At 58.1% G+C, this 16,072-nt stretch carries 11 protein-coding genes and 1 pseudogene; 8 read left to right on the forward strand and 4 right to left on the reverse strand.

The window, feature by feature from the left end; translation table 11 throughout:
• Window positions 1-36: 36 nt before the first annotated feature.
• A pseudogene (glgB, locus tag GF1_RS16410) lies at window positions 37-1,946 on the reverse strand (1,4-alpha-glucan branching protein GlgB).
• A 148-nt stretch (window positions 1,947-2,094) separates the two neighbouring features.
• Here glgB and GF1_RS06345 point away from each other — a divergent pair.
• Window positions 2,095-2,889, forward strand: coding sequence for a 16S rRNA (uracil(1498)-N(3))-methyltransferase (locus tag GF1_RS06345; protein ID WP_267928784.1), 795 nt, complete (start codon window positions 2,095-2,097; stop codon window positions 2,887-2,889).
• On the opposite strand, the gene murJ is transcribed toward GF1_RS06345, so the two are convergent.
• Window positions 2,871-4,463, reverse strand: a complete 1,593-nt coding sequence (gene murJ, locus GF1_RS06350) for a murein biosynthesis integral membrane protein MurJ (protein ID WP_267928785.1) — start codon at window positions 4,461-4,463, stop codon at window positions 2,871-2,873. The genes GF1_RS06345 and murJ overlap by 19 nt on opposite strands.
• Before the next feature lie 306 nt (window positions 4,464-4,769).
• Here murJ and fusA point away from each other — a divergent pair, with 306 nt between their 5' ends.
• Together fusA and GF1_RS06360 are read left to right on the forward strand one after the other, a co-directional pair.
• The gene (fusA, locus tag GF1_RS06355; protein ID WP_267928786.1) at window positions 4,770-6,836 is read left to right on the forward strand and encodes an elongation factor G; all 2,067 of its coding nucleotides are present in this window, start codon (window positions 4,770-4,772) and stop codon (window positions 6,834-6,836) included.
• Between the two features lie 5 nt (window positions 6,837-6,841).
• Entirely contained in the window at window positions 6,842-7,363 is a 522-nt protein-coding gene (locus tag GF1_RS06360) for a MogA/MoaB family molybdenum cofactor biosynthesis protein (protein ID WP_267928787.1), read from the forward strand.
• 126 nt (window positions 7,364-7,489) lie between these two features.
• Here the strand turns inward: GF1_RS06360 and purM are convergent, their stop codons facing one another.
• Entirely contained in the window at window positions 7,490-8,557 is a 1,068-nt protein-coding gene (gene purM / locus GF1_RS06365) for a phosphoribosylformylglycinamidine cyclo-ligase (RefSeq protein ID WP_267928788.1), read from the reverse strand.
• Window positions 8,558-8,734: 177 nt separating this feature from the next.
• Here purM and GF1_RS06370 point away from each other — a divergent pair, with 177 nt between their 5' ends.
• The 3 genes from GF1_RS06370 (at window position 8,735) to GF1_RS06380 (ending at window position 11,607) form a co-directional block, all read left to right on the forward strand.
• Window positions 8,735-8,935 carry a DUF2065 domain-containing protein gene (locus GF1_RS06370; protein WP_267928789.1) on the forward strand — a complete coding sequence of 67 codons (201 nt, stop codon included), beginning with the start codon at window positions 8,735-8,737 and terminating at the stop codon, window positions 8,933-8,935.
• Window positions 8,936-9,090: 155 nt separating this feature from the next.
• Window positions 9,091-10,473 carry a magnesium transporter gene (gene mgtE / locus GF1_RS06375; RefSeq protein WP_267928790.1) on the forward strand — a complete coding sequence of 461 codons (1,383 nt, stop codon included), beginning with the start codon at window positions 9,091-9,093 and terminating at the stop codon, window positions 10,471-10,473.
• Between the two features lie 12 nt (window positions 10,474-10,485).
• Window positions 10,486-11,607, forward strand: a complete 1,122-nt coding sequence (locus GF1_RS06380) for a S1C family serine protease (RefSeq protein ID WP_267928791.1) — start codon at window positions 10,486-10,488, stop codon at window positions 11,605-11,607.
• A 183-nt stretch (window positions 11,608-11,790) separates the two neighbouring features.
• On the opposite strand, the gene GF1_RS06385 is transcribed toward GF1_RS06380, so the two are convergent.
• Window positions 11,791-12,822: a CNNM domain-containing protein gene (locus tag GF1_RS06385; protein ID WP_267928792.1), complete on the reverse strand. Its 1,032-nt coding sequence runs from the start codon at window positions 12,820-12,822 to the stop codon at window positions 11,791-11,793.
• Between the two features lie 475 nt (window positions 12,823-13,297).
• On the opposite strand from GF1_RS06385, the gene GF1_RS06390 reads away from it, so the two are divergent.
• The gene (locus GF1_RS06390) at window positions 13,298-14,845 is read left to right on the forward strand and encodes a leucyl aminopeptidase (protein WP_267928793.1); all 1,548 of its coding nucleotides are present in this window, start codon (window positions 13,298-13,300) and stop codon (window positions 14,843-14,845) included.
• An 88-nt stretch (window positions 14,846-14,933) separates the two neighbouring features.
• Entirely contained in the window at window positions 14,934-15,953 is a 1,020-nt protein-coding gene (gene fbp, locus GF1_RS06395; RefSeq protein WP_267928794.1) for a class 1 fructose-bisphosphatase, read from the forward strand.
• Window positions 15,954-16,072: the final 119 nt, after the last annotated feature.

Here is a 16,072-nt window from a genome sequence, read left to right on the forward strand (position 1 = left end):
TTGGTGTCGATACTACCTATTGCCCTGGCTTGAGTATCAGTGTTGCCAGGGGGGCAGGGCCAGGCGCAGGCGATGGTCGAAACCGTGGCAGGATTCGTCGGTGGCGGTCAATTCGCCGCCATTTTGCACATTGCTGCCCCAGTAGACATCCAGGTCGCTGTTGACAAGCTCCCGGTAACAGCCCCCTTTGGGAACACCGATACAGTAATTTTCACGAACAATCGGCGTGAAATTGGATATAACAACCAGGAAATCATCCTTGTTCCTGGCATAGCGGATATAGGAAAAGACCGAGTTGTCGCTGTCGCTGGCGTCGATCCAGCTGAAACCTTCCCAGTCGAAATCGTTTTCAAAAAGCGCTGGCTCGGCCTGGTATACCAGATTGAGGTCCCGGACATACCGCTTGAGGCCCCTGTGATTATCCGCCTCAAGTGCCGCCCATTCCAGGCCCTTGTCATAGTTCCACTCCTGCCACTGGCCGAATTCACACCCCATGAAGAGGAGTTTTTTGCCCGGGTAGGTCCACATGAAACCGAGATAGGCTCGGAGGTTGGCGAATTTCTGCCAGTCGTCGCCGGGCATCTTGTTGATCAGCGACCCCTTGCCGTGCACCACCTCGTCGTGGGAAATGGGCAGAACAAAGTTTTCCTGAAAGGCATAGAGGAGGCCGAAGGTCATTTCATTGTGATGGAATTTGCGGTGGATGGGATCGTGGCTCATGTATCGGAGCGTGTCGTGCATCCAGCCCATATTCCATTTCATGCTGAAACCCAGCCCGCCGAGATAGGTGGGACGGGAGACCATGGGCCAGGAGGTGGATTCCTCGGCAATGGTGAGGATTCCCGGGAAATTGCCATGGACCACCTCGTTGGTCTTTCTCAGAAACGAGATGGCGGCGAGATTTTCCCGGCCTCCATATTCGTTGGGTACCCATTGCCCTTCCTCGCGGGAATAATCGAGATAGAGCATGGATGCCACAGCATCCACACGTAATCCGTCTATGTGATACTTGTCAAGCCAGAACAGGGCATTGGAGATAAGAAATGAACGTACCTCGTTGCGGCCATAGTTAAATATCATGGTGCCCCAGTCCTGGTGTTCTCCCTGGCGGGGGTCGGCATGGGCGTAGAGATGGGTGCCGTCGAAATAGTTGAGCCCGGCTCCGTCTTTCGGGAAATGGGCCGGAACCCAGTCGAGGATGACGCCGATACCGGCCTGATGACACCTGTCGACAAAGTACATGAAGTCGTGCGGGGTGCCAAAGCGACTGGTGGGGCAAAGAAGCCCAGGACCTGATAGCCCCAGGAGCCGTCAAAGGGGTGTTCGGCGATGGGCATCAGTTCGATATGGGTGTAGCCCATGTCCACCACGTAGGGAATCAGGGTGTCGGCCATCTCCCGGTAGGTGAGATAGCGCAGTCCCCAGGTCTCGTCAGGAATCCGGCGCCATGAGCCGGCATGGACCTCGTAGATGGATAGCGGCCGGTCCAGTCCCTGGCGTGCGGCCCGGTCCTCCATCCACTGGCTGTCGTTCCAGGTGTAGCGGTCCAGGTCGATGACAAGAGAACCGGTCCGCGGGCGCAGCTCCATGCCGAAGCCGTAGGGATCGGATTTGTCAAAAAGCTGGCCATCGGCGGCAGTGATCCGGTATTTGTAGATGGTGAATTCGCTGATGCCGGGTACGAACAGCGTCCAGATGCCCGAATCGCTGGAGTGCATGGGGTGGCTGGTGGTGTCCCAGCCGTTGAAGTCGCCGATGATCGAAACCTGGCGGGCATTGGGTGCCCAGACGGCAAAGGCCACACCGTCCTGGCCGTGCATGGTTACCAGGTGGGCCCCCATCTTTTCATAGGTCCGTTCATGGGTGCCTTCGGCAATGAGATAGGTGTCAAAGTCGCTGAGCCACTGTGGTGCAACAGGCAGTGCTGGTGGTATGGAAGGTGGCATTATGGACTAACCTCTGGTTTGATCACTATTAATCAGGCACATTTCATTTGTAATGCAAGCAGACGAAAATGTCATGGAATTTTAGCTGACTTTGTGCTCAGTTGTTTAATTTCATTATCAATTCAACTTAAGCGGGATACATACGGAATTGAACATACTCCTTTTTAAAGACACGGAAATTGAAGGAACCAGGCTTAAGCTGGCCGACCGCCGGGCTGAGCATGTGCGGAAAATTCTCAAGCTGAGTCCCGGTGATACCCTGCGGCTCGGGATGATAAACGGCCGCCGCGGCACCGGCAGGATCCTCTCTGTGGATGAACAGCAGGTGGAACTTGAGGTGAGTCTTGACCAGGAGCCCCAGCCAGAGCCGGAAGTGAGCCTGATCCTTGCCCTGCCGCGGCCGATCATGGTCCAGCGTATCTTCAAGCAGGCTGCCACCATGGGCGTCCGGGAGCTGCACCTGATCCGTTCCCGCCGGGTGGAAAAATCCTTTTTTCATTCACCGGTGCTGCAACCGGAAAAAATCCAGGCCCTGCTCATCGAAGGGCTTGAGCAGGCCACCGACACCCGGCTGCCCAGTGTCCATGTCCACCATTATTTCAAGCCCTTTATCGAGGAGGTGGCCTCGACCCTTGCCGGCAGGAAACTGCTGGCCGATCCCGGGGCCAGGCAGTCTCTGCCCGAGGTGTTCGGGACCGTCCACCCTGCCGGGTCGGGTGACGATTCCGGCGGCAGGGAAGGGGAGAACCGGCCGGCCCGTGCGCCTTCCTGCCCGGTGGTCCTGGCCATCGGTCCGGAAGGGGGCTGGAACGAGTTCGAGATAGAGATGTTTGCCAGGCTCGGCTTTGCTCCCTTTACCATGGGACCGCGGATCCTGCATGTGGATACCGCGGTGGTGGCTCTGCTGGCCCAGATCAGCCTGCTTCAGGATCTGAACCGCTGAGCGATCCTGGCGGTGACCACGGTGAACTCGGGCAGACGGAGCATGTGCAGGATAAGGCCGTAAACCACTGCCCCGGTACCTACCAGAAGAATGATACCGGCAAGCTGCGCCGGGATCCCACCCGTCAGCCAGCCGGCAAGCAGGTTGCGAAGCCAGTACACTGCCGAGGCCATGACCAGGGTGGCGACGAAAATCTTGCCGGTTCCGGCCCCCAGGTAGACCAGGGAAAATCCTTTGAGTTTTCTGTAGAGGATGGTGCCGAGGAAGAGAAAGTTCAGGGCCATGGTGCAGGAGGTAGACAGGGCGATGGCCCGGTGCTGGAAGGTACTGATGGTCAGGGAGATGATGAGGATGTTGGCCGCCACGGCCAGGAAACTGCCCACCACCGGGTATCTGGTGTTGTTCAGGGCATAGAAGACCGGGACCATGATCTTGACCGCCGAATAGGCGAACAGGCCATATGCGTAGTAGGTCAGGGCCTCGGCGGTGCGAACGGTGTCAAAGGCGGTGAAGGCGCCATGCTCGAAGATAAGACGGATGATGGGCTCGGCCAGGAGGATCAGCCCGGCGGTGGCGGGAATGGTCAGGCTGAAGACCATGACCAGCGAGGAGGTAAACGTCTCTCTGAGCCCCTGCATGTCCTCGAGGGCCGCCTGTTTGGCCAGGACCGGCATGGCGGCGATGGACAGCGCCACTCCGAAGACCCCGATCGGCAGCTGGACCATGCGGAAGGCGTAGTTGAGCCACGAGACCGAGCCCTCGGCGCAGGAGGCGGCAAAGTTGGTGTTGACGAAGATATTGATCTGGGTGGCGGACAGACCGATAGTGGCCGGCAGCATCAGGTAGAGGATGCGCCGCAGGCCAGGGTCGCGCAGGTTGAGGCGCGGTGTGAAGCGGAACCCGGTTTTTTTCAGGCTGGGCAGCTGGATGGCGAGTTGCAGGAAGCCGCCGATCAGGGTGCCCACCGCCATTCCGGCGATGGCCGGCTGGCCCAGGTGGGGAAAGAGCAGGGCCAGGCTGGTGCCGCCAATGATCGAGCCGAGATTGAAAAAACTCGAGGCCATGGCCGGGACGAAAAACCGGCCCTTGGTGTTGAGTATTCCCATGACCACTGCCGCCAGGGCGATGAAGATGAGAAAGGGGAACATGATCCTGGTCAGGAGCACGGTCAGTTCGGTCTTGCCGGCGATGAGTTGGAAATCCGGGGCCAGCAGGTTGACCAGGGGCCCGGCCAGGTAGATGCCTGCCAGGGTCAGGAGGCTGAGCAGCAGGGTGACAAAGACCAGCAGGTTGGAGGCCAGTCTCCAGGTGGCCTCGGCACCTCTGTTGGTATCGTAATCAGAAAAGACCGTGACAAAGGCGGCTGACAGGGCTCCCTCGCCGAACAGGTCCCGGAGGAGATTGGGAATCCGGAAGGCGACCACAAAGGCATCGTAGGCATAGCCGGCCCCGAACATGGTGGCAAAGACCTGCTCCCGGACCAGGCCAAGCACCCGGCTGCACATCACCGCCCCGCTCACCGCTCCGGCGGATCTGGCTATTTTTCCGGTGGAACCGCTTGGTTTTCCTTTCATTTTAAAATCCGGGAACTGTTTGAAAAATCAGAGGTTATTGCTTGACTTTGCAGGGATAATGAGAATATAACACTTTCATTGCCGGTCAAATGGTTACCATCGTCAGGCAAAAAGAGAAAGCTATTTTCCACGATAAACAGGAAGAGAAAAAAGGAGCGCTGGAAACAGGTCAGGGCCGATACCCGCGGGTTTGGCCGGGAAGGTAACAGAACCTATCGGTAGATAAAAAGACAGGTTTAATCGCCCGCTCCGGACAACGTTCCGGGCGTGGCTTCTGGAAGAATCATTCGTTCTTTGGAGGGTTCCATGCAGGACGTGAAACAGATCAGGAATACGGTAATTCTCGGACATGGCAATAGCGGCAAGACAACTCTTGCAGAGGCCCTGCTGTTTACTGCCGGGGCCATCAAGCGTCTGGGTAAGGTGGATGACGGGACTTCCTGCATGGATTTCGAGCCTGAAGAGATCAAGCGGCATATCTCCATCGGTGCGGCGTTTAATCACCTCAACTGGAAAAAAACCGAGGTCTTCCTGACCGATACTCCCGGTGACGACAACTTTGTCAACGAGGCCAAGTTCGCCTCCCAGGTGGCGGACAGTGCCATCCTCACCGTGGGCGCGGTTCTTGGTGTCCGCAACCAGACCGAGAAATTCGTCGAGTTCATCCAGGAGCGCAACCTGCCGCGTATCATCTGCATCACCAAGATGGACAGAGAACGGGCCAACTTCAGCAAGACCGTGGAGCAGATAAAACAGGAATTCGAGCTCAACCCGGTGGTCCTCTACTACCCCATCGGGGCCGAGGACAATTTCAGGGGCGTGGTCGACCTGATCCGGAACAAGGCCTGGTTCTTTGCCGCCGACGGCTCGGGCAAGGTGGAAGCCGGTGATATCCCCGACGACATGGCCGACGACATGGCCACCATGCGGGAAAGCCTGATGGAATATGTGGCTGAAACCGATGACGACCTGATCGAGAAGTTTCTGGAAGAGGGCGAACTCACGGTCCAGGAGATGCAGGATGGCCTGGCCGCCGGCGTGCGGAGTGGGAAGATAGCCCCAGTCTGCGCCTGCGCCGCGCTCAACAATGCCGGGACCTCGCTCATCCTCGACGCCATGGTGGATCTGCTGCCCTCGCCGGATCAGCGTCCGGCAATGGTCGGCACCGATCCGCGGACCAGTGACCTTATTGAACGTTTTCCCAGTGTGGACGAACCGTTTTCCGCCCAGGTCTTCAAGACCATCACCGATCCCTTTGCCGGTCGGCTGACCATCTTCCGGGTCTTCTCCGGCGTACTCAAGGGCGACAGCTTCTACAATTCCACCAAGGGGGTTTCCGAGCGGTTCGGACACCTTTTTACCATGGAAGGCAAGGAGCAGACCCAGGTGGAGCAGGCGGTTCCCGGCATGGTGGTCGCCGTGGCCAAGCTCAGGGAAACCGAGACCGGTGATACCCTGTGCGACGAGTCGGCTCCGATCCTCTACGAGCCACTGGAACCCATGGAGACGGTGATCTCTTACGCGGTCAGCGCCAGGAAGGGGGACGAGGAAAAACTCTTCTCCTCCATCACCCGGATGCTCGATGAAGACAAGACCCTGAAACTTACCCGCCAGCACCAGACAAGAGAAACCCTGATCTCCGGTGTCGGCCAGGTGCACCTGGAGGTTATCGGCGAGAAGCTCAAGCGCAAGTTCGGGGTGGAGATGGATCTGCGGGTGCCCAAGGTGCCCTACCAGGAGACCATCAAGGGAAAGGCCCGGGTCCAGGGCAAGCACAAGAAACAGTCCGGTGGCCGCGGCCAGTACGGCGACTGCTGGATCGAGATGGAACCGTTGCCGCGCGGCGGTGGATTCGAGTTTGTCGACAGGATCGTCGGCGGCGTGATTCCGCAGCAGTACCGTCCGGCAGTGGAAAAGGGCATTCTCGAAGCCATGGAAAAAGGTGTGCTGGCAGGCTATCCGTTTGTCGATGTCCGGGTCTACCTGGTGGATGGCTCCTATCACACCGTGGACTCCTCGGAAATGGCCTTCAAAATCGCCGGTTCCCTGGCCTTCAAGAAGGCGGCCATGGAAGCCAACCCCATTCTTCTGGAACCGATCATGGAGCTGACCGTGCGGGTGGACAAGGATTATGTGGGTGATGTCATGGGCGATCTGAACAGCCGCCGCGGCAAGGTGCTGGGCATGGATTCGGCGGACAAGTATGAAATCATCAATGCCCACGTACCCCAGTCCGAGATCATGATGTATGCTCCGGATCTGACCTCCATGACCGGTGGTCGGGGCTCGTTTTCAGTCAAGTTTTCCCACTACGAGGAAGTTCCGGCCCACCTGGCGGAGAAGATCATCGCCGAGGCCAACGCGGACGACTGATATCCATGGGTGTGAGTAAAGATCAGATCTATACCTGCGGGATTCTGACTCTGTCGGATAAAGGATCCCGCGGTGAACGGGAGGATACTTCCGGTGCCATGCTCCGGGAGATGCTCGGTGAGGCGGGCTATGATATCGTGGCCTACGAGGTTATTCCCGACCGGCAGGAGCTCATCGAAGCCACCCTGGTGAGCTGGGCCGATACCCGAGGGATCGACCTGATCGTCACCACCGGCGGCACCGGGGTGTCGCCAAGCGACGTGACCCCCGAGGCGACCAGGAACGTGATTGACCGCGAGGTGCCGGGCATAGCGGAGGCCATGCGCCGGGCCAGCCTGGAGAAAACTGTCCAGGCTGTCTGGTCCCGGGGCATTGCCGGGATCCGCAACGAAACCCTGATCATCAACCTGCCGGGAAGCAAAAAAGCGGCCCGGGAAAATATCGAGGTAGTGCTCCCGGCCCTGCGCCATGGCCTGTACAAGCTCAAGGGTGGCAGTGCCGACTGTGGGGTGCCAGACAGCCACTGAGCGCTAACCAGAGCTGCTACTGCCCGGGAAAAAGAAAGAAAAAAGCCCTGGTCCGGAGTAACCGGATCAGGGCTTTTTTCGTGTCGCTTGTAAGAGGGACCCCGTTGGTTCCGGCTGCGAGGCAGCCTACCCGGTAATGCCGTCGATGGTGACCCACTGGCCGTCCGTGTCATCCACCTTGGTGATCTCGCCGATCACGTAGGGAGTCTCGCCCAGGGCCTTGAACTGGTGGACAACGTCCTCGACCAGGTCGGCATCAACCAGTGCCATCATACCGATACCCATGTTGAAGGTCCGGTACATCTCCTGGATGGATATATTGCCCTTGTCCTGGAGAAAAGTGAAGATCGGCGGCACATCCCAGCTGTCCGGTTCGATGACCGCCTTGCAGCCGCCGGGCAGGATACGGGGCACGTTGTCAATGAAGCCGCCACCGGTGTTGTGGATCAGGCCGTTGATCTTGAAGTTACGGAGTATCTTGAGCAGGGACTGGACATAGATTCGGGTGGGGCGCAGGAGTTCCTCGCCCACAGTGCAGCCCAGTTCCTCGACCTGGTCATCCACACTCAGTCCCAGTTCCTCGAAGAATATCTTGCGGACCAGGGAATAGCCGTTGGAGTGCAGGCCGGACGAGGCCAGGCCGATGATCTTGTTGCCCACCCGGATATCGCTGCCGTCGATGATGGAGTTGCGGTCCGCGATCCCGACCACAAATCCGGCTAGATCATAGTCACCCGGCTGGTACAGGCCCGGCATTTCCGCTGTTTCTCCGCCAATGAGGGAGCATCCGGATATTTTGCACCCCTTTGCAATCCCCTTGACCACATCGGTGGCCACATCCAGGTCAAGACTGGAGACCGCAAAGTAATCAAGGAAAAAGAGCGGTTTGGCGCCGCTGACCACCACATCGTTTACACACATGGCCACAAGATCGATACCGATGGTGTCGTGCCTGTTGCACATCTTGGCGATATTGAGCTTGGTGCCAACACCATCTGTCGAGGCGATGAGGACCGGGTCCTCGTAGCCGGCATTGCCTATGGCAAATAGTCCGGAAAAACCGCCGATATCACTGAGTACGCCCCTGCCGTGGGTATCGGCAACGATGTTTTTTATCCGGGAAATAAAGGCATTGCCCTTGTCGATATCGACTCCGGCTTCGCTGTAACGCGATGTTGAAGGTGAATCTGTCATGGATGAGTGGTAGTATGAATATCAGTAGAAAAAGAGAAAAGTCTTGTCCGCCAGCCCTTTCGGACCGGCAGGGATGAATGCTGTTTTTGAACTGATAATACTATTTTTTTTTAGCTGTGTTGTCAATATGTTTGTCGGCTCGTTGCAACACCACAGCGCATCTGGTAGTCTGAATATATGAAATTACTCGTAACTCTTATCGGCCTGATTCTTATCCTGGAAGGACTGCCCTACGTTGCCTCGCCCGAGGCCATGCAGAGCTGGCTCAAACAGCTCACCGAGATGCGTCCGGAACAGCTGCGGTTCATGGGGATCCTTGCCATGGCCATTGGTTTTTTCCTCTGCTTTCTGGCCCAGCGTTCCGGCCTGCTTGGGTGACAGCCCTGCTCTCCCTTTTGTCCTCGGTCCGTACCCGGTCCCGGTATCGGTATTTTAATATTTGACTTTTTCGCAGCTCCGTTGCTAAAATAAACAGTTTTTGTATCCATCGGTACATCCCAACAGCCGACGGCCAGCTCCGAGGAAACAGTCCCATGGAAAAATCACCAAAACGCGAAATGATAGGCACCGAGGGGAGGGTGCTCTTCGAAACTCTGCGGCGTCTGCACCGCAAGGGAGCTGTCGGCAATATCAGGAAACTGATTTTCAAAACCCATCCCGCCGATCTTGCCTGGGTCTTCAGGTCGCTCACCCCCATCGAGCGCAAGGATATCTTCGAGATCATTGCCCAGACCGAGCTGGTTGCCGATTTCCTCTCCGAGCTCGACACCTCGATCATGGTCGAACTGGTGGAAGACCTCTCGCCCGAGTTCATGGCCAAGGTGGTCACCAGGATGGCCTCGGATGACGCGGCCGACCTGCTCGAAGCCCTGCCCAACGATATCGCGGTGGAAATCCGGCGGCACATGCAGGTGGACGACCGGCATGAAGTGGAGGAGCTGCTCAAGTACGATCCCGAGACCGCCGGTGGTCTCATGTCCACCGATTTCATGTACCTGGATGAGGATCTCACTGTCGAAGAGGCGATCAGAAAGGTCCAGAAACGCAGCGAAGAAAAAGAGATGGTCTTCTATCTCTACATCACCCACGGCGACGGTCAGCTCTCCGGAGTGCTCTCTCTGCGGGAACTGCTCCTCCACCCGCCCCACCGCAAGCTCAAGAACATCATGAACCGCAACGTCATCTCGGTCACCACGGATACCGACCAGGAAGAGGTTGCCCACGTGGTTTCCCAGTATAATCTTCTGGCGGTTCCCGTTGTCGATGCCACCTACAAGCTGGTCGGTATCGTCACGGTCGATGACGTCATCGATGTTATCCGCGAAGAGGCCACCGAGGATTTCCTGCAGATGGCCGGTGCCGGCCGGGAGCGGGAGATTCTGCTCAAACCCCTGTACCAGAAGATTCTTCTCCGGGCGCCGTGGCTGTTCGCTTCCTGGATCGGCGGGGTTACGGCTATGTTCATCATCAACTCCTTTCAGTATGAACTGCAGAAGGTACTGGCCCTGGCTTCGTTCATCCCGATAATCGCCGGCATGGGCGGCAACATCGCCACCCAGTCCTCCACCATTGTCGTCCGGGGGCTGGCCACCGGCCGGATCAACATGCAGCATTTTTTTCCCGTGGTTATCAAGGAGTTCCTGGTCGGTATCGTCCTCGGGGCGGTGTTCGGCACTCTGCTCGGGTTTCTCGCCCATTTCAAGTATGCCGATCCGCTCTATCTCGGGGTTGTGGTGGGGATCTCGGTTTTTGCGGTCATGACCATGGCCGCCACCGTGGGTACCATTGTCCCGCTGATACTCAAACGGCTCAACATCGACGCGGCCATAGCCACCGGCCCCTTTATAACCACCTCGATCGATATACTTGGTGTATCGTTATTCTTCATGGTGGCAAAGACATTGCTGGAGCTATAGGAGGATCAGACCTTGAGATGGCGCGCTGCTGGTTCGAACAGAGGAAGAGTCCATCCGGCCCTGCTGCTGGTTATTGTCCTGATCGGCGGCTGGCTGGTCTATCAGGGATTGCAGCGGCCGGGGCTTGATCCCAACGCGACCCCGCGGGTGGTGGCGGCCCGGGGCGACCTGGCCGAAGACGAAAAAAACACCATCGAGATTTTCCAGAATGCCTCTCCATCGGTGGTCTACATAACCACCCTCGCCGTCCGGCGGGGTATCTTCTCCCTCAACGTCTATGAAATTCCCCAGGGTACCGGTTCCGGATTCATCTGGGACAACGAGGGGCGGATTGTCACCAATTTCCATGTCATCAAGGATGCCAGCCGGATTGAGGTCACCCTGGCCGACCATTCCACCTGGAAGGCGGTCCTGGTGGGTGCGGCTCCGGACCGGGACCTGGCTGTTCTGCAGATTTCGGCCCCTTCCTCCAAGCTCATCCCCATCCCCATCGGTGAATCCCGTAACCTGCTGGTGGGGCAGAAGGTCTTTGCCATCGGTAATCCCTTCGGCCTGGACCAGACCCTGACCACCGGCGTGGTCTCCGCCCTTGGCCGGGAGATCACCTCGGTCACCGGCCGGACCATCCACGATGTGATCCAGACCGATGCGGCCATCAACCCCGGCAACTCTGGCGGACCGCTGCTGGACAGCGCCGGCCGGCTCATCGGCGTCAATACCGCCATCTACTCCCCGTCCGGTGCCAGTTCGGGTATCGGTTTTGCCGTACCCGTGGACGAGGTGAACAAGGTGGTGCCCCAGGTTATCCGTACCGGTCGAATGATCCGCCCGGGCCTGGGTGTCGCCCTGGCCAATCCGCGGTTGACCAGGAGCATCGTCGACAAGGGACTGCTGATCATGAAGGTCATGCCCGGCTCCAACGCGGACAAGGCCGGGCTGCGCGGAACGAGGCAGGTGCAGGGCGGCTTTGTCCTAGGTGATATCATCGTCGGGATCAACGGCCGGCCGGTCAACGATTACAACAGCCTCCGGGACGAACTGGAGCGCTATGACGTGGGCGACACGGTGACGCTCAATATCCTGCGCGACGGCCAGCCCATGGATGTGGATGTGGTCCTCGAGGCCATGGAGTAAGCCGGGCCGGTCAGGGCAGGGGGGCAGGCTGCCCGGGTAAAAAACTGCAGACCGTTTTCCGGGTGGGTGAAAGAAAAAGCCGCCGGTCCGGGGTGATCATTGTGATCCCCGGCCGGCGGCTTTTTTTTCGCACGGTTCCGACCAGTGGGGCAGCTGCCCTGCCGGCTTTCGCAGGTGCAGGCATCAGGTCCGGCGTTTGCGCCCGGTCTTGATTCTGGCCAGCTCCCGCATATCCTTGGTCTTGTCCGACTCGTCAACGATCTCCCGGCCAATGATCTCCTCGATGATATCCTCCATGCTGATCACACCGGTGACAGAGCCATACTCGTCCACCACCACGAAGAGATGCTGGTGCCGTTCAAAAAAATCGATGAACACCCGGTTGAGCGGCGCGGTTTCCGGAACGAAATGGACCGGGTGCATGATCTTGGCGAGTTTGAGGTTGTAACGGTTTTCCGCCGCCGCCATGTAGACATCCTTGCTCAGGACAATGCCGACCACATCATCGAAATCCTTGTCATAGACCGGTACCCGGCTGTGCATGCGCCATTTATCTTTGAGCTTGGCTGCCTCGCCCACGGTCATGTCCTTGCTCAGCGCAAAGGTGACAGTGCGCGGGGTCATGACCTGGCGCACTGTCTTTTCCCCGAGTTGAAGGATGTTGATGATCACCTTTTCCTGTTCTACCTCGATTTCACCGGATTTGCGGCTCAGACGGGCGATGGTCCGCAGCTCCTCGGCAGAAACCTGGCTGGTGGACCGTTTGGGGATGAGCCGGGTCACCGCCTGACAGACCAGGATGATGGGCTGCAGAACAATGACCATCCAGTGCAGGGGCGTGGCGATATAGGGAGCCAGGTTGCGGTTGAACTCGACCCCGATGGTCTTGGGAAGAATCTCCGAAAGAAAGAGAATGGACAGGGTGAAGAAGATCGAAAACCAGAAGACGTTCTGTTCCCCGAGGACCGCGGCGGCCGCAGCCCCGGCCACGGCCGCGCCGGTGGTGTTGGCGATGGTGTTTAAGGTGAGGATGGCGGTGATGGGCTGGTCTATGTTCTGCTTCAGCTTCCTTAGTGTACTGGCGCTGCGTGGATGGGTCTTGGCGATGAGTTCCACATGACTGAGCGGCAGGGAATAGAGCACTGCCTCGAAGACCGAGCACATGGCGGAGATGGTGATGGCCAGGCTGACAGCCACAACGAGTTCTATGAGCAAGAGGGACCTCCGTTCGATTTTTGTGATTACCACTGAAATTCAGCCACCGATGGATGAAGGTGTCGACCTCACTTGTTTCACGGGTGTCTGTGGCCTGGATGGCCACAGTCAAGCCCCCAGGGACGGGTTTATGGCGTCCCGTGAAACAAGTGAGGTCGACACCGGTTTCAATGCCAAAGATTGATGGTAATCAGATCGATTTTTCTTTGTCAGCAGCGGAACCACGGAAGGGTCGGTTAAAAAAACGGCTGGAACCCTGGTTTTTTCCGCCTGCCTCTATTGAATCTTGTCTGGTAATGCAGAATTATATCCAGATTCCCCGGCGGATGCTATCCTGTTGCGCGAAATACTGGTGATGGCCGGTCGGTTGTGGCCTGCCAGGTAATTGACTTGCGCGGGTAAAGCAGTGTACAACGGGACGTGGCCCGCCCCGGCCCAGGCGATACATCCAAAAAAAGAACTCTTGAAGGTTGCTATGATACAGACGACATCCCGTGAGCCCCGTTCTCTCTCCTCGGACATCCTGGTCTATTTTGCCGCTGAAACCGGCAAAAAAACCCCAGACTGCGCTGATCCCGATATCCGCAAAATCCTGAGGGTTCCCTGGAAAAATGGTGACTTCAGTGGCAAAGAGGGGCAGGTGTTTTTGATCTATCCATCCATGGCCGCCGGGTTGCACAAAAAGGACATCAGGGCAGGCCGGATCCTGCTGGTTGGACTGGGAAAACCGGAAAAGCTGGACAGCGCCAGACGCGAACAGCTCCGGCTGGCTGCCGGTACGGCCGCCCGGAAAGGGATCGATCTCAAGGCAAAGGAAATGGTGGTGGTTCTGCCCGACTCGGTGGACCTGCCATCGCGCCAGATGGCGGAATGCGTGACCGAGGGCCTGATCCTTGGCAACTACCGGTTCGACAAGTACAAGACCAAATCCGAAGATGAGGATGGTACCGGGGCGGTGGAACGGTTCATTCTCCATCCGGGCTCCCATGGTGAGTCGGCGGTCCGCAAAGGTATGACCCGGGGCCGTCATGCAGCGCTGGCCGCCTGCACGACCCGGGACATGGCCAATGAGCCTGGCAATGGCTGGACCCCGGAGAGGTTTGCCCTCTATGGCAACCGTCTTGCCAGGGAATACGGGTTGCGGTGTCAGGTGCTCGACAAACAGGAGATGGAGAAACTCGGCATGGGCGGTATCCTGGCCGTCAATCAGGGTTCGGCCACGCCGCCCAGACTGGTTATCCTTGAATACCGGACCAGGAAAAAAAATCCCACCCTCATGCTGGTCGGCAAGGGGTTGACCTTTGATTCCGGCGGGGTCAGCCTGAAACCGGCTTCCGGCATGGAGGAGATGAAATATGACATGTGCGGCGGGGCGGCGGTGATGGCGGCCATGGAGGCCATTGCTCAGGAAAAACCGGCAGGGATCAACGTGGTTGCTCTGGTTCCAGCCACCGACAACATGCCCAGCGGCACGGCCACCAAGCCAGGTGATATTATCACCCATTACAACGGCAAGACCAGCGAGATAATAAACACCGATGCCGAAGGGCGGCTGATCCTGGCCGATGCCCTGGCCTACGGGGTGGAAAAATTCAGGCCCGACGGGGTGGTGGACCTGGCAACCCTGACCGGCGCGGTCATTATCGGCCTTGGTCATCACCACACCGGCCTGCTGGCCAATAACGACCAGCTGGCCGGGCAGCTGCTGAGGGCAGGCGAGCTTGCCGGTGAACCCCTGTGGCGGCTGCCCCTGGGCAGGGAGTATCGCAAGCAGCTCAAATCCGAGGTGGCGGATCTGAAAAATACCGGCGGTCGACCCGCAGGAACCATCACCGCGGCCTGCTACCTGGAGGAATTTGTCGGAGAAGTTCCATGGGCCCATCTTGATATCGCCGGAACAGCCTGGAATTTCACCGAAAAATCCTATATCCCGAAAGGGCCGTCCGGGATCGGCACCCGGACGATTATCAACCTGGTGCTGCACTGGAAAAATCTCGGTCAGCCAGGGGGTGGGAAAGATTGACAAGGTGATGGCTGTTCAATATGTTGCCCTGACAGATGACAGTGTGTACGACAATATTTTCCGGTACCAGTGAACTTGAGGTGAGAGCATGGCGAAACGTATAGGTATTACCGTATCCAGACAGCTTATGGATTGCCAGAAACTGCACCCGGAGGCAACCGGTGAACTGACAGGTCTGCTCAGTGAACTGATTGTCGCGGCCAAGATCATCTCCGCCGAGGTCAACATGGCGGGGCTGGCCGATATTCTGGGGCAGTCGGGCAAGACCAATGTTCAGGGCGAAGATGTGCAGAAACTTGACGAGTTCGCCAACTCCACCATCAAACGGCGCATGGAGCAGTGCGGCTATATCTGCGTGATGGCCTCGGAGGAGGAGGACGGTATCATCCCGGTACTCGATGGCTACGAGGGTAAGTATTCCCTGGCCTTTGATCCGCTGGACGGCTCGTCCAATATCGATGTCAATGTCTCCATCGGGACGATTTTTTCCATCCACCGCCGTCTCAGCGACGGCAAACAGGGCACTGAGGAGGACCTGCTGCAGAAGGGCAGGGTGCAGGTCGCGGCCGGCTATATCATCTACGGCTCCTCCACCATGCTGGTCTACACCACCGGCGACGGTGTGCACGGCTTTACCCTGGACCCGAGCGTGGGCGAGTTCTTCCTCTCCCACCCCGATATCAGGATCCCCTCCCGGGCCAAATACTATTCGGTCAACGAGGCCTACACCAACTACTGGCACGAACCGACCCGCCGCTACATCGACTACGTCAAGACCATCGACAAGGAGTCCGGCCGGCCCTACAGCCTGCGCTATATCGGTTCCCTGGTGGCCGATTTCCACCGCAACCTGATCAGCGGCGGCATCTTCCTCTATCCCCGGGACAAAAAATCCACCGACAAGCCCGAGGGCAAGCTGCGGCTCCTCTACGAGGCCGCCCCCATGGCCATGATCGTCGAGCAGGCAGGCGGCCGGGCCATCACCGACGATGGCCGCGACATTCTCGATATCCAGCCCACCGGTCTGCATCAGCGGGTACCGCTCATCATCGGTTCCAAAGAGGATGTGGATCTGGCGGAAAAGTTCTTCACCGGCAAGATGGACTAAAGCAGAAAATAAGCAGTGAAGCAGGCGTATCCGGGAAGCCTACCCGGGTTTTTCAGGCTGGGCCGGTGGAACCGGGCCAGTGTTTCTCTTTGTTTTTTAAGATTATTTCGTGGAGGTAA

Source organism: Desulfolithobacter dissulfuricans, assembly GCF_025998535.1.
Lineage (GTDB): Bacteria > Desulfobacterota > Desulfobulbia > Desulfobulbales > Desulfobulbaceae > Desulfolithobacter > Desulfolithobacter dissulfuricans.